Source organism: Actinomadura rugatobispora (assembly GCF_042656285.1).
GTDB classification, from domain to species: Bacteria; Actinomycetota; Actinomycetes; order Streptosporangiales; family Streptosporangiaceae; genus Spirillospora; species Spirillospora rugatobispora.
Genome location: NZ_JBHSON010000071.1, coordinates 41,170 through 59,901 on the forward strand (window position 1 = coordinate 41,170; position 18,732 = coordinate 59,901).

An 18,732-nucleotide genomic window follows, 5' to 3' on the forward strand; every position below is an offset into this window, starting at 1 on the left:
ACAAGATCGATCCCGCGTACACCTTGCAGCGTTGCTCGGCGTGCGGGACCAGGGACCGGGGGCGCGCGAGAGCCAAGCGTGTTTCCGTTGCCGGTTCTGCGGCTACGTCGGCGATGCCGAGGTGAGCGTGGGCGCGCAACATCGCACGCGAGTTCAGGCTCGTGGGCACGGCGGCCGGACCGGCCGTTGCTGCGCGGGGACGCTCCGGGTTGCCGGGACGGATGAACCGCGAACCTCAACCTGCTCTCCTCTCCTGAGGGCCACGGGTTGAAATCCCCCTCGTTCACGAGGGGGAGGAGGTCAAGGGTTACCGCAACCTGCTGGACATGCGCGTAGCGTCTTGTGAGGGCGGGCGGGTCACCCTCGCCGACCGGGGGCCTGCGGCTTATCGGCGTGCAGCAGGCCCCGGTCGGCATCGGGAGCGGCGCCGCCGTCGCGGCGGTCCGGCCGGAGGACTTCCGCCCGGCCGGCGAGGCCGCCCCCGACCGGGTGAACATTGTGAACGTGCGGGTCGAGGTGGCCGAGTTCCACGGCCGCGAGGTGGCGGCCGAGGGTGTCACCGACGACGGCCAGGTCATCCACTTCCGCCTGCCCGAACGGGTCGCGCCCGGCTCCCGGGTCGAGCTCACCGTGCCGGTGGAACGCGTCCTGGTGTTCGCCGGGGAGAAGACGTGACGGCCGTCGACGCGCCCCCGGCGGGCCCCGGCCGGGCCGCCGCGCCGCGGGCGCGCGGCGGGCTGCGGCACCGCCTCGCCGAACGCGGCGTCGACCGCGTGCTGCTCCTGCTCGCGCCCGCCGTTCTGGTGGTGGGCGTGCTGTTCCTGTACCCGATGATGTACGGCGTCGGCCTGTCCCTGCGGCCCAAGGAGGGCGGCGGGTTCCTCGGCAACTACGCGGCGTTCTTCGGCGACGCCTACCAGCGCGGCACGATCGGCAACACGCTCCGGCTGGCGCTGCCCGCCGCGCTGATCAACGTGGGCGCCTCGGTGCCGATCGCGTACCGGCTGCGCGGCCGGTTCCGGGGGCGGCGGCTGCTGACGGCCGTGCTGGTGCTGCCGGTGACGCTGGGCACGGTGCTGGTCGCCGACGGCCTGCTGCGCTACCTGGGGCCGAAGGGCTGGCTGAACACGCTCCTGATGGACGCCGGGCTGATCGACCAGCCGGTCCGGCTGATCTACAACTACTGGGGCGTCCTGCTGTCGCTGCTCATCACCGGGTTCCCGTTCGCGTTCCTGCTGGTCCTGGCCTACCTGTCGGGCATCGACCCGACGCTGGAGCGGGCCGCGGCCACGCTGGGCGCCGGTCCCTGGCAGCGGATGCGGCGGGTCACGCTGCCGCTGCTGGCGCCCGGCCTGGCGACCACGTTCGTGCTGGCCTTCGTGCTGGCGTTCTCGGTGTTCCCGTCGGCGAACCTGGTCGGCGAGCCCGCCGGGGAGACCCGGGTGATGGCGATCGCCGCCTACCAGGCCGCGTTCGAGAAGTACGACTACGGGATGGCGTCCACGATCGCCGTGCTGATGGGCCTCTTCGAGCTGCTGGTCATCTCGTTCACGCTGTTCCTGCGGGGCCGCCTGTACGCGGGGCCCGCGATGGGAGGGAAGGGCTCATGACGGCCGTCTCGTTCGGGCGCCTCAAGGGCGGCCGGCGCCGTGGCATCGCGGGCTGGGTCGTCTGGGGCTGCGTGGCGTTCTTCCTCCTGAACCTGGCCGCGCTGATCCTGTCGGTGATCGTCAACTCGTTCGGCACCACCTGGTTCGCCGGGTGGCTGCCGAAGGGCTTCACCACCGCCTGGTACGCCGACGCGTGGGCCGAGTTCGCGCTCGGCGAGGTCCTCCAGACGACCCTGGCGGTGACGCTCGCGGTGGTGGCGCTGTCGCTGCTGCTGGGCGTGCCCGCCGCGTACGCGCTGGCCAGGCGGGACTTCCCGGGCAAGCGGGTGGTGCTGCTGCTGCTCCTCCTGCTCCCGGTGCTGCTGCCGCCGATCACCTACGGGATCCCGCTGGCGACCGTGCTCTACAAGTTCCATCTGGCGGGCACGATGACCGGTGTGATCGCGGCGAACCTGGTCCCGGCGCTGCCGTTCGTGGTGCTGGTCATGACGCCGTTCGTGGAGCAGATCGACGCGAACGTGGAGTCGGCGGCCCGGATGTGCGGGGCCCGCACCCGGCAGGTGTTCTCCCGCGTGCTGGTTCCGCTGCTGCTGCCGGGCATCCTGGCCGCGGGGATCCTGGTGCTGGTGCGGACCGTGGCGATGTTCGAGCTGACCTTCCTGGTCGCCGACGCCGACAGCCAGACCCTGATCGTGGCGCTCTACAGCGCCGCGTTCACCCCGGGCATCCGGGCCGCCCAGGCCATCGACGCGATGGCCGTGATCTACATGGCGCTGTCGGCGGTGCTGCTGGTCGTCGCGCTGATGTTCGTCAATCCCACGCAGATCGTCGCGCAGGTCAAGGAGGCGACCACCGAATGAGCGAGCTGGAGGCGGGGCGTTCCGGCGGAGACGCGCGGTTCGACTTCGGGGGCCGGCGGGTGCTGGTCACCGGCGCGGCCGGGCTGATCGGACGGGCGCTGGTGGCCCGGTTCGCCGGGGCCGGCGCGGAGGTGGTCGCGGTGGACCGCGACGCCGACGGGCTGAAGACGCTGCCGGACGTGGTGCCGCCGCGGGGACGGGTCACGACGCTGGCCGCCGACCTGGCGGGGGAGGAGGCGGCCGAACGCGTCTTCGCCCTGGTCGACCGGGCGGGCGGCCTCGACGTCCTGGTCAACAACGCCGCCCTCACCGAGTACCGGACCCCCTTCATCGACCTCGACTCGGCGACCTGGGACGCCATCGTCGCCGCCAACCTGCGCTCGGCGTACCTGCTGTCGGTGCGGGCGGTGCGCCGCTGGCGGGACGCCGGGCGCGGCGGCGCGATCGTCAACATGTCCTCGCCGGGCGGGGCGCGGGCGCACGAGGACCAGAGCGCCTACGACGTCACCAAGGCAGGCCTGGAGGCGATGGCGCGGGCGATCGCGGTGGAGCTGGGCGGTCTCGGCATCCGCGCCAACTGCATCGCCCCGGCGAGCGTGGTCGGCGCCGTGCGGCCCACGACCGACATCCCCTCGGGCCGCACGACGGCCCCGGAGGAGGTCGCCGACGCCGCACTGTTCCTGGCCTCTTCGGCCGCCGCCCATGTCAACGGGCATGTGCTGCGCGTGGACGGGGGGCTGCACGCCCGGCTGCGCACCGACCCGTCCCAGGAGCAGCGGAGGTGAGCGCGTGACGGGCGACGCGACGATCGCGGAGCTGCGCAGCACGCTGCACCGCGTCCCGATGCCGCGGCCCTGGAGCCCGGACATGACGCACATCCACGTCGTCGTCACCGAGCTCACCACCGGCGACGGCCGTACCGGCACGGGCTTCTCGTGGGCGCCGTGGGTGGGCGGCCGGGCGGTGCACGCGCTGCTGGAGTCGGATGTCCGGGACGCCGCGCTCGGCCTGCCCGCCCACCCCGAGGTCGTCTTCGACCGGCTGTGGTGGCACCTGCACGAGGCGGGCCGCGGCGGCCTGGTGACGACCGCGCTCGCCGCGGTCGACCTGGCCCTGTGGGACCTGCGGGCGGCCGGGGACGGCCTGGTCGCCGCGCTGGGACGGCGCCGCGAGGCCGTCCCGGTGTACGGCAGCGGCGTCAACCGGCACTACACGGTCGAGGAGCTGGTCGCGCAGGCCGGGCGGTGGCGGGCGCGGGGCCGCACCGCCGCGAAGATCAAGGTGGGGCGGGACGACCTGGCCGAGGACGTGGCGCGGGTCGCCGCCGTCCGCGAGGTCCTCGGCCCGGACGCCCGCCTGATGGTGGACGCCAACCAGCTGTGGGACCTGCCCCGCGCGATCCGGGCGGCCGAGGCGCTGCGGCCCTATGACCCGTACTGGATCGAGGAGCCCCTCCCGTCCGCCGACGTGCACGCCTACGCCCGGCTGCGGGCGAGCGTGGACGTGCCGATCGCGCTCGGCGAGAACACCCACACCGCCTACGAGTTCCGCGACCTGCTGGCGGCGGGGGCGTGCGACATCGTGCAGCCCAACGTGGTGCGGGTCGGCGGGATCACGCCGTTCCTGCGGATCGTGGAGCTGGCCCGCACCTTCGACGTGCCCGCGTTCCCGCACCTGCTGCCCGACATCTCCGGGCAGCTGGCCTGCTGCCTGCCGCTGCCGGCGATGGTCGAGGACGTGGAGGACGCCTCGTTCGCCGACCTCGGCCTGCTCGCCGAGCCGTACCCGGTCCGCGTCGAGGGCGGCCTGCTGCGCCCGGGCGGGCACGGCGGCCACGGCATCCGGTTCGATCCGGCGAAGCTCGCCGCGACCCGGGTGTGATCCGGGCGCGAAGGCCGGAGCGGCCGGGACTCCCCGGCCGCTCCGAGGCCTCCGAAGTGGATCAGTACGGGCAGGTCGAGCGGTACTCCTGGATGGTGGAGCTGTTCCCGGGCGGGGGCGGGCACAGGAACCGGTCGTAGCGGGTGTCGTTGTCGACCCACCGCTTCATCCACGAGATCGCCTGCCGGGCGATGACGGTGTTGTCGCTGGTGAAGGTGAAGTGGCCGGCGTTCTCCAGCTCCATGTACGCCTTCTCCACCCGCAGCTGCTCGTAGAACGGCTCGGCGTGGGCGCCGGTGCCGGCGATGAAGTCGTTGTCGGCGCCCATGACGAACGTCGGCACCCGGACGTCGCCGAAGTCCACGCCCAGGTCCCAGGGGGCGAGCGGGACGGCGGCCTTGAGCGAGGGGGTCTGCTGCGCGGCGCGGAGGGTGCCGCCGCCGCCCATCGACCAGCCCATGACCGCCATCCGGCTCGGGTCGATCCGGTTCCGCACGGTGGCGTCCTGCTTCAGGTGGTCGAGTGCGGACAGGAGCTGGGCGGCGCGGGCCTCGGGCAGGTCGAACCCGGTGCTGATCTCCAGCGTGATGACCACGAAGCCCTGCGAGGCCAGCCGCGGGCCGTACCAGGCGACGGTGGCCTCGGGCGAGACGAAACCGGGTGACACCGAGATCGCGCCGAAGGTGCCCTGGCCGGTGTCGGTCGGGTAGTAGATGGTGCCCTCCCGGATGCCGGGGTGGCTGAACGCGGTGACCTTCTTGGAGGCGATCGCGAACGGGCCGCGCGGGGCCGTGACGCTCGCCTCGGTGGGGTCGGGGCCGCGCTGGTAGGGGTTGGCGGCGCCCCGGGCGAGGGCCTGGGCCGGGGCCTGCGCCGCCGCCGGCGTGGTGGCGGCGGCCGTCGCCGCCGGGGCCGCCCGGACGCCGGCTCTCAGCACGGCGATCAGCGCGCGCCGCGTGAACCGCTTGAACGAGGAGTGCACGGGTCGGGTGTCCTTCCTTGCGCCTGTGCCGGCCCGCCCGCGGCCGGTGGCGACACGGCCGCGGGCGGGGACCCGGCGGGAATGGGCGGCACAAGTGTCGGGACGGTCGCACCGTCCGCGCATGGCGGCGCCCGCGCGCGTTCCGCGGGCCTTTTGTCAGCGGGCGGAGCGGTCGGAGCGACGGCCCCGCCGACTACTCACGCGGCTGAGTCAAAACAGGGCGGTCCTTTGGCGAACATCGCGTTTCGGCGCCGGTGGCGCTCGACGATCATCGCCTTCTCAGCTCCCTCGTCCCCCCCTGCGAAGGGACCGACATGCGCATGCGATCGACGCTGCCGCTCGTGGCGGCCGGCCTGGTGGCCGACGCCCTGTGGCGAAGGAACCGGGCGGCGCGGCTGGCCCCGCTGCCGCCCTCCGGCGAACCCGTCCGGGACGACCACTGCTTCGTGACCGCCGCCGGCGTGGTGCTGGACGAGACCACCCGCCGGGCCGCCTCGGCCTACGCCCGCGAACGGAACCTGGAGGTGCTCGACCTGGTCCCGGCCGGCCTGGACGGTGCCCGCGCGCTGGAGCTGGTGCGCCGCGTGGACCCGGAGACCTACCAGGGCGCGCGGCTGGCCGTCGGCGGTGGCGGCGGGCACGCCATGCTGGTGACCGCGGACGTGGCCGCGCGGGCCGGCGTCACCCGGTTCGCCGGGCTGTCCGCGGCCGAGATGGAGCGGCTCGCGGTACGGCTCAAGCGGTACGCCCCGGTGGGCGCCGACCTGGCCGTGACCCCGGCGATCGCCCCGGTCGGCTGCCCGCCCGGCGAGCGGCGCGCGATCCTGCGCGGCCGCTGGCCCGCCGACCTGCCCGTCTACCTGTCCGGGAACCTCATCGGGCTGGCGGCGCTGGGGTTCGCGGTGGGCCGCGGGCTGTTCGGGGCGCGGCGGGCGGCCGACGCGCTGCCCGCGCTCTCGGTGCTGGCGGCCGCGGCCGCGCAGCCGTACCTGGCGACGGCCGGGACGCCGCTGCGCCCGCACGACCGCCACCGGTTCGCGCTCACCCGCCCGGTGGGAGCGCTCGACCGGTGGCTGCGCGTCGCCGTCCAGCGCGAGCGGCCGGACCCGGCGCTGGCCCGGGCGCGCGCGGCGTACGCGTCCGAGCTGGCCGGCGGGGTGGAGCGCTTCTTCGAGCCGCGCCGCGCCGACTGCCCGTGGTGCGGCAGCCGGGCGCTGCGGCACCACCTCACCAGCGGCGACCACCAGCACCACCGGCCGGGCGTCTTCACCCTCGACGCCTGCGACGCCTGCGGGCACGTCTTCCAGAACCCGAGGCTGAACCCGGACGGGCTGGAGTTCCACTACCGCGACTTCTACGACGGGCCCGGGGAGCCCGAGGTGGAGCGCGGGTTTCGGCTCGCCGCCCCGCACTACCGCGACCGCGCCCGCATGCTGCGCGGCCGCGCCGTGCCCAGGGCGTGGCTGGACGTCGGCGGCGGCCACGGCCACTTCTGCAACGCCGCCCGCGACGTGTGGCCGCAGACCCGCTTCGACGCGCTCGACATGAGCGTCAGCGTCAAGGAGGCCGAGGACCGCGGCTGGATCGACGGCGGCCACATGGGCTTCTTCCCCGAGTACGCCGAGAAGCTCGCCGGCGCCTACGACGTGGTCAGCATGCACCACTACCTGGAGCACACCCTCGACCCGCGGGCCGAGCTGGACGCCGCCGCGCGGGTGCTGCCGCCCGGCGGGCACCTGCTGGTCGAGGTGCCCGACCCCGAGTGGATCCTCGGGCGGCTGGCGGGCCGCTGGTGGCACGCCTGGTTCCAGCCCCAGCACCTGCACTTCGTCCCGGTCGGCAACCTGGTGGAGGCGCTGGAGGAGCGCGGGTTCGAGGTGGTCGAGGTGCAGCGCGGGGCGGCGAACCAGCCGGTCGACCTCCTCATGATCGTGATGATGCTGGCGCACCGGGTGGTGCCCGACCCGGACAAGCCCTGGACCCCGGCGCGGCACCGCAGGATGCGCGGCGCCGCCCGGACGGCGGTGTACCTCGCCGCCGGGCCGCCGATGTTCGCGGCGGCGTCCCTGGACCAGTTCCTGCACCCGCTGATCAAGCGGTCGGGCCGGTCCAACACCTACCGCGTCCTGGCCCGGCGGCTCCCCGGAGGCGACGCGCGGTGACCGGGGCGGGCACCGGTCAGAACGGCTCGTTCGCCAGCTCGTCGCGGCGGCGGCGCCGTACCAGCAGGACGGTGCCCAGCCCCAGCAGGACCAGTCCCGCGACCAGGCCCGTGATCGGGCCGGTCGTGCGGAGCAGGGTGACGGTACCGGCCGAGTCCTCCGCCCTGGCGATCAGCGCGCGCCGGGTCTCGGGCGACATCCTCAGGTCGAAGTCGGCGGCGAGCAGCTCGCCCTGGCCGTCCCGGCCGCGCACGGTCGAGGTGACCCGCTGGCGCCGGTCGACGATGGCCCCGGTGCGCGGCTCGACCCACGCGGTCACGGTGCCCCGGTAGTACCGGTCGGCCGCGACGGTGCGGGACGGCCCGGGCAGGCCGAGCAGCGTGGACGGCACGCCGCCGGACTGCTCGCCGATCCTGGTCTCCTCGATCCGCTGCGTGTAGCGGTACGTGCGCAGGCCGCCGATGGTCTCGGTGGCCTCGTACCGCATCGGCCACGCCCGCCCGGTGGAGGTGTCGTGCACCTGGTAGGCCCGCTTGCCGACCCCGATCGGGAGGAACGTGCCGTACACCGGCGGCCCGGAGGGCGGCTTGGCGGTGGCGCCGCAGCAGTTCACCAGCCCGGCGGTGCGCCGGTCGAAGGCCATCCGGTGCTGGGAGATGTCGATCTGGTTGCCGTTGGCCAGGTCCTCCAGCACCGCGAAGGTGTCCCAGACGGCCACGTCGCCGTTGGACGCCCGCACGTTGCCGCGCACGGTGGTGGTCAGCGTCAGGTCGGCGCCGGTGCGCGGTTTCAGCGCGCGCCGGTCGAAGTAGGTGGCGCCGTTGGCGCGCAGCTCCGCGCGGGTGTAGGCGTCGGTGGGGGCGACCAGGAGCCGGTCGGCGACGAAGAAGCGCAGCAGCACGGCGAGGGCGAGTGCGAAGAACGCGACGGCCAGCACCACCACGGCCGCGGCGCCCGGACCGCCGCGGCGACCGGGCGGCCGTCCGGGCCGGGCGGGGGCGGGTTCGGGGGAACTTGCGGGGGATCTGCGGCGGGTTCTGCCCTGGCTCATCGTGAACCTCCTGGCTGCCCTCATGCGCGCCTGGATCAGCGCACACTTTGACCTGCACTGTGAACCTCCCGGGCCGAAGAGGCCATAGGCAATTTCGCCCGGGGACCGCATCCGGCCGCGCCGTCCCCTGAACCGCCGACGACTCAACCGGCTGACAACTGAGCCGCGCGGGCTCCTTCGCCGGCTGAGTTTCCCCGGCCCGGTGGGCGGGTGATAGTGGAGCGCCGCGCGATCATCGGCGCGGCGTCTTCCGGGACGCTCCCCGCCGGAGGTGTGCAGGTGGCCGAACGAGCCTTCCCCATGCTGACCGCGCCCCCGCCCGCGGAACTGGCGCGGCGCGACACCGAGTCGCTGCGCCCGCACATCGAGGCCGCGGCCGAGGAGATGGTGCTGGAGATCCGGCGGCAGGTCCCCGGCTACGCCTGCCCGCCGGGCAGCCGGCTGGCCCCGCGGATCCGCTGGACCGTCGGCCAGACCGTCGCGCACTTCGTCGAGGCGGTCGCCGGCGGCCGGCTGGACTGGCGGGCGCTGACCGACATCTACGCCGAGGTCGGCGCGTACGAGGCGGCCAAGGGCCGCAGCCTGGACGGCCTGCAGACCGCGATCCGGGTCGCCGGGCAGGTCGCCTGCCGCCGCTTCATCGGCGAGGCGCGGCGGCTGGACTGGTCGCTGGAGACGCTCGGGCAGATCACCGAGTCGCTGTTCGTGTTCCTGGAGCGGGTCGCCGCCGCGGCCTCGCAGGGGTACGCGGAGGCGACCGAGCGGATGGCCACCGAGCGGGAGAGGCTGCGCTGGCGGCTGCGCGACCTGCTGATCGCCGACCCGCCGGCCAGCGACGCGGCCATCGGCGAGCTGGCCCGCCCGGCCGGGTGGGGGCTGCCGCGCACGGTCGCGGCCGTCGCGGTGCACCGCCCGGCGGGGCGGCCGGTGCCGGTGCTGCCGCCGTCGATCCTGGCCGACTGGCACTGCGCGGAGCCGTACCTGATCGTCCCGGATCCGGAGGGGCCGGGGCAGGACGGCGTCCTGGAGTCGCTGCTGGGCGGCTGCCGGGCGGCGATCGGGCCGACGGTGCCGCCGAACGCGGGCGCGCTGTCGCTGCGCTGGGCGCGCCGGACGCTCGCGCTGGACGGGCAGGGACCGGCCGGGGGCGCGGAGGCGCCGGCCGGCGGCGCGGAGGTGGTCCGGTGCCTGGACCGGGTGCCCGCGGTGATCACCTCGATGTGCCGGGAGCTGCTGTCCCTCGCCGCCGGGGAGCGGCTGCGCCCGCTGCAGGAGCTGCCGCCGCACCGGCGGGCGCTGTTCGCCCGGACGCTGCTGGAGTACATGAAGTGCCGCGACAACGCCGTGGACGCCGCCGCGCGCCTGATGGTGCACGACCAGACCGTGCGCTACCGCGTCCGGCGGCTCAGGGCGCTGATGGGGGAGGAGGTCAACGACCCCGGCCGCCGCACCGAACTGCTCCTGCTGCTGAACGCGGTGGTGGAGCTCGACCTGATCGGGACCGGGGCCGGGACCGGCCCGTCCGAACCCGCCTGACCACCCGCCTGACCCATGGAGCCCTCGCAACGATCCGAACTGGAACGAGGTGGACGATGACACGTCACGAAGGCCGGTCCCGCACCGGGCGCGGACCCCGCGCTGGAGCGCTCCTGGCCGCGGCCGCGCTGGTCATGGGTATGACGGCGGTGGCCGCGCCCCCGGGAACGGCGGCCGCCGCGCCGACGTTCACCCGGGCGCAGCCGTTCCGGCCCGCCGACACAGGCGCGCGCATCACCGCCGAAACCCGGCTGGGCCCGCAGGAGGTGGACATCACCATCGAGTCCCCCTCGCTCGGCCGGTCGGTCAAGACCCGCATCCTGCTGCCCCGGGACTGGCGCGCCGACGCCACCGCCACCTGGCCGGTGCTGTACGCCTACCACGGCGGCCAGGACGACTACACCTCCTGGCCCCGCAACACCGACATCGAGGGCTGGGCCGCGGGCTACGACGCCATCGTGGTCATGCCGGAGGCGGCCGACGGGGCCTACGCCGACTGGTACAACTACGGCTTCCGCGGGACGCCCAAGTGGGAGACCTTCCACACCAAGGAGGTCGTCCAGCTGGTCGAGCGCAACTACCACGCCGGCACCGCGCGCGCCGCGATCGGCGACTCGGCCGGCGGGCAGGGCGCGATCACCTACGCCGCCAAGTATCCGGGCATGTTCCGGCACGTGGCCTCGCTGAGCGGGGTGCTGTGGCTGCGCGCGCCCGGCATGCCGTCGCTGATCATGGCGACCAACGCGCTCAACGGCCAGGACCCGATCGCGATCTACGGCTTCCTGGTCCTCAACGCCGCCAACTGGCGGGCCCACGACCCCTACGAGCTGGCGCCCCGGCTGGCCGGCACCAAGGTCTTCTTCTCCTCGGGCACCACCGGGAACCCCGGGCCCGGCGACCCCGACGCGCCGCCGTGGGACGTCGGACTGTTCGGCGAGCAGGCGGTCGGCGCCACCAACCTCGCCTTCCGCGACCGGCTCGACCGGCTCGGCGTCCCCTACACGGCCGACCTGTACGGGGACGGCCGCCACAACTGGCCCGCCTGGACCAGGGTCGCCTCCCGCGTCTGGCCCGACCTGATGGCCTCGATCGGCGCCCGCGAACTCTGAGCGCCCCGCGCCGGGTGAGGGAGTGCGGGGCCGGGACGGGACCGGATCGGGGCCGGGCCCCGCCCCGGCCCCGATCCGGGCTCAGGCGGAGCGGAGGTGCGCCAGCTCGCGCTCGAACCACCCGATCGTCGCGCGCAGGCCCTCCTCGACCGGCACCTCGGGCGCCCACCCCAGCACGGCCCGGGCCAGCGAGGTGTCCGGGCGGCGCACGCACGGGTCGTCCACCGGCCGCTCCACGAACCGGATCGCCGACCGCGACCCGGTCAGCTCGATGATCAGCCGGGCCAGGTCCAGCATCGAGGTCTCGTACGGGCTGCCGATGTTCATCGGCCCCGGATGGCCGGACAGCGCCAGCGCCGTGATCCCCCGCACCGTGTCGTCCACATGGCAGATCGAGCGGGTCTGCGAGCCGTCCCCGGCGACGGTGAGCGGCTCGTTCCGCAGCGCCTGGCGCAGGAACGTGGGGATCGCCCTGCCGTCGTCGGGCCGCATCCGCGGGCCGTAGGTGTTGAAGATCCGCACGATCCCCGTGTCCAGCCCGCGCGAGTTCCGGAACGCCGAGGTCAGCGCCTCGGCGAACCGCTTGGCCTCGTCGTACACGCTGCGCGGCCCGACCGGGTCGACGTTGCCCCGGTACGACTCGCGCTGCGGATGCTCGCGCGGGTCCCCGTACACCTCCGAGGTGGAGGCCAGCACGAACCGGGCGCCCTTGCGCTCGGCGAGGTCGAGCGCGTTGCGGGTGCCCCGGCTGCCGACCTCCAGCGTCTCGATCGGCCAGCGCAGGTAGTCGGCCGGCGACGCGGCCGAGGCCAGGTGGAACACGTGCCCGACCGGGCCCCGCACCCGCACCGGCCGGCTGAGGTCGAGCCTGAGGAAGGTGAAGTCGTCGCGCGGCAGCAGGTGCGCGATGGTGCGGGTGGAGCCGGTCAGCAGGTTATCGAGGCAGACCACCGAGATGCCGCGGGCCAGCAGCGTTTCGCACAGGTGCGATCCGAGGAAGCCCGCGCCCCCGGTCACGACCGCGCGCGGATGTCTCATCGTGAACTCCTCCCTCCGCGAGTTCCGGGCGTTGCAGGGCCCGCGCCGCCGTCTCGACGACGCGGTCCACCGGGATGTCCAGCAGCCCGGGATCCGGCTCGGGACCGTGCGGGTCGCCGCGGCGCCCGCTCCACAGGACCAGGTGCTGGGTGCGTTCGGGCGGCGGACCCCACAGCGCCGGCGGGGTCGGGCCGAACAGCAGCACCGACGGGGTGCGGTACGCGGTGGCCAGGTGGGCGGCGCCGGTGTCGCCGCAGATCACCAGCCGGGCGCGGGCGACCAGCGCGGCCAACTCCAGCGGCCCGGTGCGGCCGGACAGGTCCGCGGCGGGCCCGAGCCCGCCCAGGACCGCCACCCGCCGGGCCGTCCGCGACTCGTCCGGCCCGCCGGTGATCACGACCCGCTCGCCGAGCTCGCGCAGCGCCGCCGCGACCGCGCCGTACCGTTCGGCGGGCCAGCGGCGGGACGGGTGCCCCGCCCCCGGATGGATCACCACGGTGCCGGGCGCCGGGGACGCCACCGGCGGCCGCGGCAGGTCCAGGTCGGCCGGGTCGGCGTCGAAGCCGTGCGCCTCCACCAGCCGGCACCAGCGCGCCGTCTCGTGCTCGCCGGGGTTCCACGCCGGGCCGTCCACCTCCGTGTCGGCGTTGGCGAACGCGATCAGCTGCCGCGGCCGCAGCGACTGCAGCAGCCGGTGGCTCTGCGGGCCGCAGCCGTGCAGGTTGACCGCCAGCTCGACGGGACCGTCCGGCGGCGGCAGCGGCCCCAGGCCGCAGGCCGGGAACACGTCGTCGACCGCCCCGCACAGCAGCGCGATCGGCGCGACCCGGCGCGGCGCCGCCAGGGTCACCCGCCAGCCGGGCAGGCCGCGGCGCAGCGCCCGCAGCGCGGGCACGGCGGTCAGCAGATCTCCCAGGCCGAGCGCCCGCAGCGCCAGCGCCCGCGGCGGCCGCGCCGCCCTCACGGCCATGACGGCTCCCGCGACGGGCAGACCACCAGCTCGCGGATCTCGCACCCGGCGGGCTGGGACAGCGCGTACACCACCGCGGCGGCCACGTCCTCGGGCCGGTTCAGCTGCGCGCCCGGCCCCGGCCGGTAGCGCTCGTCGCGGCCGTCGAAGAACGCGGTGTCCATGCCGCCCGGCACCAGCATCGTGACGCCGATGTGCCCGGCCAGCTCGGCGGCCAGCGCCCGGGTGAACCCGACCACGCCGAACTTGGACGCGCAGTAGGCGGTGGCGTCGCCCAGCGCCTTCACCCCGAGCGTGGAGGCGCACGTCACGATCCGGCCGTCGGGGGCGTGCTCCAGGTAGGGGAGCGCGGCCCGGACGACGGCGGCGGTGCCGAGCAGGTTGACCTGCACGACCCGTTCCCAGTCCTCGGCCGGGACGTCGGCCAGCCGGCCGCACGCGTCGATCCCGGCGGCGGTGACGACCGCGTCCAGCCCGCCCGCGTCCCGGGCCAGGCAGTGCACGGCCCGCTCGGCGCAGTGCCGGTCGGCGAGGTCGGCCTGCATGTGCTTGACGCGCGGGTCGGGTCCGCCGTCCTCGCTCTTGGGTGGATGCCGGTCGATGACCAGCGGGATGCCGCCGTCGTCGGCGACGCGGTGGGCGACGGCCCGGCCCAGACCGGAGGCGCCGCCCGTGATGAGGACTTTCATGACGTGCTTCCCTTCGCGGTGGACGAGTGTGCGGTGGACGGTTGTGCGGTCGACAGGACGCGCGTGGTCGAACGACCCTCCAGCAGCGGCAGCAGCACGATCTCGCCGCCCCCGGCCTGGACGATGCCCGCCTCGGGCAGCCGGACGCCCGCGTAGTCGGCCCCCTTGACCCAGACCCCGGGCCGGAGCCGTTCCAGGAGCGGCTCGGGCGTGTCCTCGTCGAAGACCAGGGTCGCGTCCACGTCGGAGAGCGCGCGCAGCACCCGGACGCGGTCGCCGACGGGCGTGACGGGCCGGTCGGGGCCCTTGCGGCGCCGCACCGAGTCGTCGGAGTTCACGCAGACGATGAGGCAGTCGCCCAGGCGGCGGGCCTGCTGGAGCAGGTTGACGTGCCCGGCGTGCAGGACGTCGAAGCAGCCGCCGGTCGCCACGACGGTGCCGCCGGCGCGGCGGGTGCGCTCGGCCACGTCCCAGGCGTCGGCCTCCTCGCGCGGCGGCCGCACGACCGGGGAGCCGGTATCGGCCAGCCGGGACGCGACCGCCGTGGCGGCCCCCGAGTGCACGAAGTCGCAGGCGCGGCGCACGCCCTCCCCGACGGCCCGGGCGAGCCCGCCGCCGTCGGCCAGCACCTCGGTCGCGCGGACCGCGAAGCTGTCGCCCGCGCCGCAGGAGTCCGCCGGGCCGTGCGCGAGGACGGGCTCGGCCGGCGCCAGGAACGGCGCGCCCGGCCCGTCGCACAGCAGCGCGCCCTCGGCGCCGAGCGTCACCGCGACCGCCTCCAGCTTCCACGACCGGGCCAGATGGCGGGCGCGGCGGGTCGCGGAGGCCAGCCCGCCGCCCCCGATCTCGGCGCCGTTCGCGGCGGCGAGCCGGGCGGCCTCGTCCTCGTTCGGCGTCATCAGCCGGGTGCGGGGGACCGGCGGCTCGCCCCGGGGATGCGGGTCCCACACCACGGGGATCTCGGTGGCCAGCCTCTCCAGGAGGGTCCGGATCGCGGCGTGGCCCGTGACGCCGCGGCCGTAGTCCGACACCAGCACCGCCCCCGCCTCCGACAGCGCCTCGGTGACCCGGGGGCCGACCGGGCCGTCCTGGGCCCGGCCCTCGCCGACGTCCAGCCGGGCGACCGGCTGCCCCTCGGCCTGGATGCGCAGCTTGCAGGGGGTGCCGCCGTGCAGGTGGAACGCGGCCAGCTCCAGGTGCGGTTCGAGCAGCGCCCGCAGCCGGTGCCCGGGCTCGTCGTCGGCGAGCGCGGTGACCAGCACCACCTCGCGGCCCTCGGCGGCGGCCAGCAGCGCCGCCAGGCCCGCGCCGCCGGGACGGGGCCGCTCGCCGGCCTGGTCGATCACCGGGACGGGCGCGTCCGGGCAGAGCCGGGACGCGGCGCCCACGATGTCGATGTCGAGCAGGACGTCCCCGACCACGACGAGCGGACCGGCGTTCATCACATCTCCCCTCCCGACGCCCTGAGCGTGTCGTCGATCACCCCGCAGAGCAGGTGGACGGCGGCCAGCTGGATCTCCTGCACGGTGGCGGTGGCGCTGGCCTCCACGGTGACGGCGTCGTCGCAGGCGCCGGTGAGCGGGTTGGGCCCGGGCCCGGTGATCGCCCAGGCGGTGACGCCCAGCTCCCGGGCGCGGCGCGCGGCGGCGATCACGTTGGCGCTGCGGCCGCTGGCGGACAGGCAGATCAGCACGTCGCCGGGGCGGCCGTGCGCCTGGACCTGCCGGGCGAAGACGTCGACCGGGCCGTAGTCGTTGCCGATCGCGGTCATGGACGAGGTGTCGGCGTGCAGCGGGATCGCCGACAGCGGGCGCCGCTCGTCCTCGAACCGGCCGACCAGCTCGGCGGTCAGATGCTGGGCCTCGGCCGCGCTGCCGCCGTTCCCGCAGGCCAGCAGCCGTCCCCCGGACCCCAGCACGCGGGCCAGCCGCCGCCCCCACACGGTGATGGTCGGCGCGGCGGCACGGAACCGCAGCGCCGCGTCGGCGAGCGCCTGCAGCCGGTCCTCGCGCGCGAGCCCGCCGTCGGGCGCCGCCGCCGCCGTGACCGGCGACACCCCGTCCCCGCCGAACCCCTCATGCCGGGCAGCACCCATGTGCTCGCTTCGCTCGGTCATGCCGTGCTGCCTGTGGGGGGACGACTCCCCACGCCCCCCGGCAGGGGCCGCACTCATGCCCTCGCTTCGCTCGGTCATGCCGGGACTTCGCTTCGGGCGGCGGCGCGGGCGTAGACGGTGAGGGTCTCCTGCGCGATGCGGGCCCAGGAGTAGCGGGAGCGGGCGCGGTCGGAGCCGGCGAAGCCCATCGCCGCGCGCCGGGTCGGGTCGGCCAGCAGCTCCCTGATCCGCTGCGCCGTCTCGCCCGGTCGCCGCGGCGGCACGTGGACGCCGGTGACGCCGTCGACGATGCTGTCCAGGTGCCCGCCGACACCGGTCGCCAGCACCGGCACGCCGCAGGCCATCGCCTCCAGCGGCACCATGCCGAACGGCTCGTACCAGGGCAGCGTCACGACGAGGGCGGCCGAGCGGAGCAGGGTGGGGACCTCCTCGCGGCGGACGCGGCCCAGGAAGGTGACCCGGCCGCGGACGCCGGCGGTCTGCGCCACCGCGCGCAGCCGGCGCACCTCCGGGTCGGCGTCCAGGCCGGCGGGCGGCGGGCCGCCCGCGACGACCAGTTCGGCCCCCGGGATCTGGGCGAGCGCCTCGATGGCGGTGTCCACGCCCTTGCGCCGCACCAGCCTGGACAGCACCACCAGCCGGGCGCCGGCCCCGGCCCGGCCCGCGTGGTCCACCGCCCCGGCCGGGCCGGCGGGCCCGTCGGGCCGGAACCGGTCGAGGTCGACGCCGCAGGGCACCACCGCGATCCGCTCCCGCGGGATCCCCATCCGCAGCAGTTCCCTGGTCTCGTCGGCGCAGGTGGCGACGACGGCGGCGGCGGTACGGCCGATCGCCGCCTCCAGCCGCAGCCGCTCGGCCGGGCTGGTGTCCTGGTCGCGCTGGTAGCGCCGCTTCACGGTGCCGAGCGCGTGGAAGGTCTGCACGACCGGGACGCCGGCCGCCTCGCGGGCCCCGAGCCGTCCGGCCGCCTGGAGCGCGGCCAGGCCGCTCATCCAGAAGTGGGCGTGCGCGACGTCGGGCGGCGACTGGGCCCAGCGCCGCTCCAGATGGCCGCCGAACTCGGGCATGTACGGCAGCAGCTCGTCCTTGGGGACGGGGCCCGGTGGTCCGGCCGGCACGTGCTCGACCGTCACCCCCGGCGCCAGCCGCACCCGCTGCGGGAGCGTGGGCGAGTCCCGCCGGGTGTAGACGGTGACGTGATGACCTTGGCGGCCCATCTCGGTCGCGAGGTCGGCCACGTACACGTTCTGGCCGCCTCCGTCGGCCCCGCCGAGGCCCGCCCTGGTGGCGAGCGGGCTCGCGTGCTCGGAGATCATGGCTATCGTCATCGGGTTCATCAAAGGACCTCCGAGGAGACCCCGGCCTTGAGTGAGGCCGGGGAGGAATCGGCCCCTGCGAAGCAGGGCAGGACAAGGAGATTCGCCCCTCCGGGGCGGATGCCGGTTGACCAGGCGCGATCCAGCGCGTTTTCGCTCCTGTGTTCGAGCGTGAACGCTAGGATCGCCTCGTGCCGCGTTACCGCTTGGACCCGACGCCCGAGCAGGAGCAAGCCCTGCTCGGGCATTGCGCGCACGCCCGGTATGTGTGGAACCTGGCTGTCGAGCAACACAGCTTCTGGTCCCGCTACCGGGGCGGGGCGCCCGGCTACAACGAGCAGTCTTGCCAGCTGACCGAGGCTCGTGCCGAGTTCGGATGGTTGCGGGCGGGGTCGCAGACGGTGCAGCAGCAGGCGATGCGTGATTTCGCGCAGGCGATGAGCAACTTCTTCGCCGGTACCCACCGCCGTCCGACGTGGCGCAGGCAGGGTGTGCATGAGGGGTTCCGGCAGGTCGGTGTCAGACCGCATCAGGTCGTGCGGTTGTCGCGTAAGCGGGGTGCGGTGCCGGTGCCCAAGTGCGGATGGGTGAGGTTCCGCCTGTCCCGGCCGGTACCGGAAGGTGTGAGGTCCTACCGGGTGACCCGTGATCGCGCCGGGCGCTGGCATGTGGCGTTCGCGCACGTCCCGCCCCCCGTCCCCGGCCCCGGTGACGGGAGCGTGGTCGGGGTGGACCGTGGCGTCACCGTCAGCGCCGCCCTCTCGACCGGGGACCTGCTGAAGGTCCCCGGCCTCACGCCCGGGGAGACGCGGCGCCTGCGCCTGCTGGCGCGCAAGCTGGGGCGTGCCCGGCGCGGCTCCCACCGGCGCGCGCGGCTCAAGGCGGCGCTCGCGCGGCTCAGGGCCCGCCAGAGCGATCGCCGCAAGAACTGGGTGGAGCAGACCTCCATGATGCTGGCCCGCCAGTTCGACGCGATCGGTGTCGAGGACCTCAACATCGCTGGTATGACCCGCTCCCCCAAGGGCGGCATCGAGCGGCCGGGACGTAACGTGGCCGCCAAGGCGGGGCTGAACCGGGGCATCCTGGCCGGCGGTTGGGGGATGCTGGTCGAGCGGCTGGGGCACAAGGCGCCCGGCAGAGTGTTCAAGATCGATCCTGCGGGCACCTCGCAGCGTTGCTCGGCGTGCAGGGTCAGGGACCGGGAGGCGCGTGAGAGCCAAGCGCGTTTCCGGTGCCGGTCCTGCGGTTTCGCCTGCAACGCCGATGTGAACGCGGCACGCGACATCGCGCACGAGACCAGACTCGTGATCGCGCGCGAGCTCGGGCTCGTGTGCACGGCGGCCGGACCGGCCGTCGCTGCGCGGGGACGCTCCGGGTTGCCGGGGCGGACGAACCGCGAACCTCAACCTGTT

General features: G+C 75.2%; 17 protein-coding genes. 9 read left to right on the plus strand and 8 right to left on the minus strand.

The window, feature by feature from the left end; genetic code table 11:
* Nucleotides 1-393: 393 nt before the first annotated feature.
* From ACFPZN_RS38530 to ACFPZN_RS38550, 5 genes are read left to right on the plus strand one after another with little or no spacing between them, the layout of a single operon-like run.
* Nucleotides 394-675, plus strand: a complete 282-nt coding sequence (locus tag ACFPZN_RS38530) for a TOBE domain-containing protein (protein WP_378287473.1) — start codon at nucleotides 394-396, stop codon at nucleotides 673-675.
* Nucleotides 672-1,610 carry an ABC transporter permease gene (locus tag ACFPZN_RS38535; RefSeq protein ID WP_378287474.1) on the plus strand — a complete coding sequence of 313 codons (939 nt, stop codon included), beginning with the start codon at nucleotides 672-674 and terminating at the stop codon, nucleotides 1,608-1,610. Before ACFPZN_RS38530 ends, ACFPZN_RS38535 begins: the two co-directional genes overlap by 4 nt.
* Nucleotides 1,607-2,470: an ABC transporter permease gene (locus tag ACFPZN_RS38540; RefSeq protein ID WP_378287475.1), complete on the plus strand. Its 864-nt coding sequence runs from the start codon at nucleotides 1,607-1,609 to the stop codon at nucleotides 2,468-2,470. The genes ACFPZN_RS38535 and ACFPZN_RS38540 overlap by 4 nt, the downstream gene beginning before the upstream one ends.
* A complete protein-coding gene (locus tag ACFPZN_RS38545; RefSeq protein ID WP_378287476.1) occupies nucleotides 2,467-3,255 on the plus strand; it encodes an SDR family NAD(P)-dependent oxidoreductase in 789 nt (262 codons plus the stop codon). Before ACFPZN_RS38540 ends, ACFPZN_RS38545 begins: the two co-directional genes overlap by 4 nt.
* 58 nt (nucleotides 3,256-3,313) lie before the next feature.
* Nucleotides 3,314-4,351, plus strand: coding sequence for a mandelate racemase/muconate lactonizing enzyme family protein (locus ACFPZN_RS38550; RefSeq protein WP_378287490.1), 1,038 nt, complete (start codon nucleotides 3,314-3,316; stop codon nucleotides 4,349-4,351).
* 61 nt (nucleotides 4,352-4,412) lie between these two features.
* On the opposite strand, the gene ACFPZN_RS38555 is transcribed toward ACFPZN_RS38550, so the two are convergent.
* Nucleotides 4,413-5,333, minus strand: coding sequence for an alpha/beta hydrolase family protein (locus ACFPZN_RS38555; protein ID WP_378287477.1), 921 nt, complete (start codon nucleotides 5,331-5,333; stop codon nucleotides 4,413-4,415).
* 314 nt (nucleotides 5,334-5,647) lie between these two features.
* On the opposite strand from ACFPZN_RS38555, the gene ACFPZN_RS38560 reads away from it, so the two are divergent.
* A complete protein-coding gene (locus ACFPZN_RS38560) occupies nucleotides 5,648-7,495 on the plus strand; it encodes a class I SAM-dependent methyltransferase (RefSeq protein WP_378287478.1) in 1,848 nt (615 codons plus the stop codon).
* 16 nt (nucleotides 7,496-7,511) lie between these two features.
* On the opposite strand, the gene pgfA is transcribed toward ACFPZN_RS38560, so the two are convergent.
* Complete coding sequence (gene pgfA, locus ACFPZN_RS38565) at nucleotides 7,512-8,546, minus strand: cell envelope lipid trafficking protein PgfA (protein WP_378287479.1); 1,035 nt, start codon at nucleotides 8,544-8,546, stop codon at nucleotides 7,512-7,514.
* Between the two features lie 279 nt (nucleotides 8,547-8,825).
* On the opposite strand from pgfA, the gene ACFPZN_RS38570 reads away from it, so the two are divergent.
* Together ACFPZN_RS38570 and ACFPZN_RS38575 are read left to right on the plus strand one after the other, a co-directional pair.
* A complete protein-coding gene (locus ACFPZN_RS38570) occupies nucleotides 8,826-10,082 on the plus strand; it encodes an RsbRD N-terminal domain-containing protein (protein WP_378287480.1) in 1,257 nt (418 codons plus the stop codon).
* A 56-nt stretch (nucleotides 10,083-10,138) separates the two neighbouring features.
* Entirely contained in the window at nucleotides 10,139-11,191 is a 1,053-nt protein-coding gene (locus ACFPZN_RS38575) for an alpha/beta hydrolase (protein WP_378287481.1), read from the plus strand.
* Nucleotides 11,192-11,272: 81 nt separating this feature from the next.
* On the opposite strand, the gene ACFPZN_RS38580 is transcribed toward ACFPZN_RS38575, so the two are convergent.
* The 6 genes from ACFPZN_RS38580 to ACFPZN_RS38605 all read right to left on the minus strand — a co-directional run bounded on the left by ACFPZN_RS38580 (nucleotide 11,273) and on the right by ACFPZN_RS38605 (nucleotide 17,332).
* The gene (locus ACFPZN_RS38580; protein ID WP_378287482.1) at nucleotides 11,273-12,229 is read right to left on the minus strand and encodes an NAD-dependent epimerase/dehydratase family protein; all 957 of its coding nucleotides are present in this window, start codon (nucleotides 12,227-12,229) and stop codon (nucleotides 11,273-11,275) included.
* Nucleotides 12,126-13,199 carry a glycosyltransferase family 9 protein gene (locus tag ACFPZN_RS38585; protein ID WP_378287483.1) on the minus strand — a complete coding sequence of 358 codons (1,074 nt, stop codon included), beginning with the start codon at nucleotides 13,197-13,199 and terminating at the stop codon, nucleotides 12,126-12,128. The genes ACFPZN_RS38580 and ACFPZN_RS38585 overlap by 104 nt, the downstream gene beginning before the upstream one ends.
* On the minus strand, nucleotides 13,190-13,888 hold the full coding sequence (locus ACFPZN_RS38590) for an SDR family oxidoreductase (RefSeq protein WP_378287484.1): 699 nt from the start codon (nucleotides 13,886-13,888) through the stop codon (nucleotides 13,190-13,192). Before ACFPZN_RS38590 ends, ACFPZN_RS38585 begins: the two co-directional genes overlap by 10 nt.
* Nucleotides 13,885-15,330 (minus strand): PfkB family carbohydrate kinase, encoded by a 1,446-nt coding sequence (locus tag ACFPZN_RS38595; RefSeq protein ID WP_378287485.1) that lies wholly within the window; start codon nucleotides 15,328-15,330, stop codon nucleotides 13,885-13,887. The genes ACFPZN_RS38590 and ACFPZN_RS38595 overlap by 4 nt, the downstream gene beginning before the upstream one ends.
* Nucleotides 15,330-16,004: a D-sedoheptulose-7-phosphate isomerase gene (locus tag ACFPZN_RS38600; RefSeq protein WP_378287486.1), complete on the minus strand. Its 675-nt coding sequence runs from the start codon at nucleotides 16,002-16,004 to the stop codon at nucleotides 15,330-15,332. Before ACFPZN_RS38600 ends, ACFPZN_RS38595 begins: the two co-directional genes overlap by 1 nt.
* A gap of 74 nt (nucleotides 16,005-16,078) precedes the next feature.
* The gene (locus ACFPZN_RS38605; RefSeq protein ID WP_378287487.1) at nucleotides 16,079-17,332 is read right to left on the minus strand and encodes a glycosyltransferase; all 1,254 of its coding nucleotides are present in this window, start codon (nucleotides 17,330-17,332) and stop codon (nucleotides 16,079-16,081) included.
* A 194-nt stretch (nucleotides 17,333-17,526) separates the two neighbouring features.
* Here ACFPZN_RS38605 and ACFPZN_RS38610 point away from each other — a divergent pair.
* The coding region (locus tag ACFPZN_RS38610; protein WP_378287489.1) for an RNA-guided endonuclease InsQ/TnpB family protein at nucleotides 17,527-18,732 on the plus strand (1,206 nt) is incomplete at its 3' end.

What these genes read in the sequence shown, in the direction of transcription:
- ACFPZN_RS38540 (WP_378287475.1), top strand. Translation starts at nt 1,607, where the DNA reads ATGACGGCCGTCTCGTTCGGGCGCCTCAAGGGCGGCCGGCGCCGTGGC.
- ACFPZN_RS38545 (WP_378287476.1), top strand. Translation starts at nt 2,467, where the DNA reads ATGAGCGAGCTGGAGGCGGGGCGTTCCGGCGGAGACGCGCGGTTCGAC.
- ACFPZN_RS38550 (WP_378287490.1), top strand. Translation starts at nt 3,314, where the DNA reads ATGCCGCGGCCCTGGAGCCCGGACATGACGCACATCCACGTCGTCGTC.
- ACFPZN_RS38560 (WP_378287478.1), top strand. Translation starts at nt 5,648, where the DNA reads ATGCGCATGCGATCGACGCTGCCGCTCGTGGCGGCCGGCCTGGTGGCC.
- pgfA (WP_378287479.1), bottom strand. Translation starts at nt 8,546, where the DNA reads ATGAGCCAGGGCAGAACCCGCCGCAGATCCCCCGCAAGTTCCCCCGAA.
- ACFPZN_RS38575 (WP_378287481.1), top strand. Translation starts at nt 10,139, where the DNA reads ATGACACGTCACGAAGGCCGGTCCCGCACCGGGCGCGGACCCCGCGCT.
- ACFPZN_RS38580 (WP_378287482.1), bottom strand. Translation starts at nt 12,229, where the DNA reads ATGAGACATCCGCGCGCGGTCGTGACCGGGGGCGCGGGCTTCCTCGGA.
- ACFPZN_RS38585 (WP_378287483.1), bottom strand. Translation starts at nt 13,199, where the DNA reads ATGGCCGTGAGGGCGGCGCGGCCGCCGCGGGCGCTGGCGCTGCGGGCG.
- ACFPZN_RS38590 (WP_378287484.1), bottom strand. Translation starts at nt 13,888, where the DNA reads ATGAAAGTCCTCATCACGGGCGGCGCCTCCGGTCTGGGCCGGGCCGTC.
- ACFPZN_RS38595 (WP_378287485.1), bottom strand. Translation starts at nt 15,330, where the DNA reads ATGAACGCCGGTCCGCTCGTCGTGGTCGGGGACGTCCTGCTCGACATC.
- ACFPZN_RS38600 (WP_378287486.1), bottom strand. Translation starts at nt 16,004, where the DNA reads ATGACCGAGCGAAGCGAGCACATGGGTGCTGCCCGGCATGAGGGGTTC.
- ACFPZN_RS38605 (WP_378287487.1), bottom strand. Translation starts at nt 17,332, where the DNA reads ATGACGATAGCCATGATCTCCGAGCACGCGAGCCCGCTCGCCACCAGG.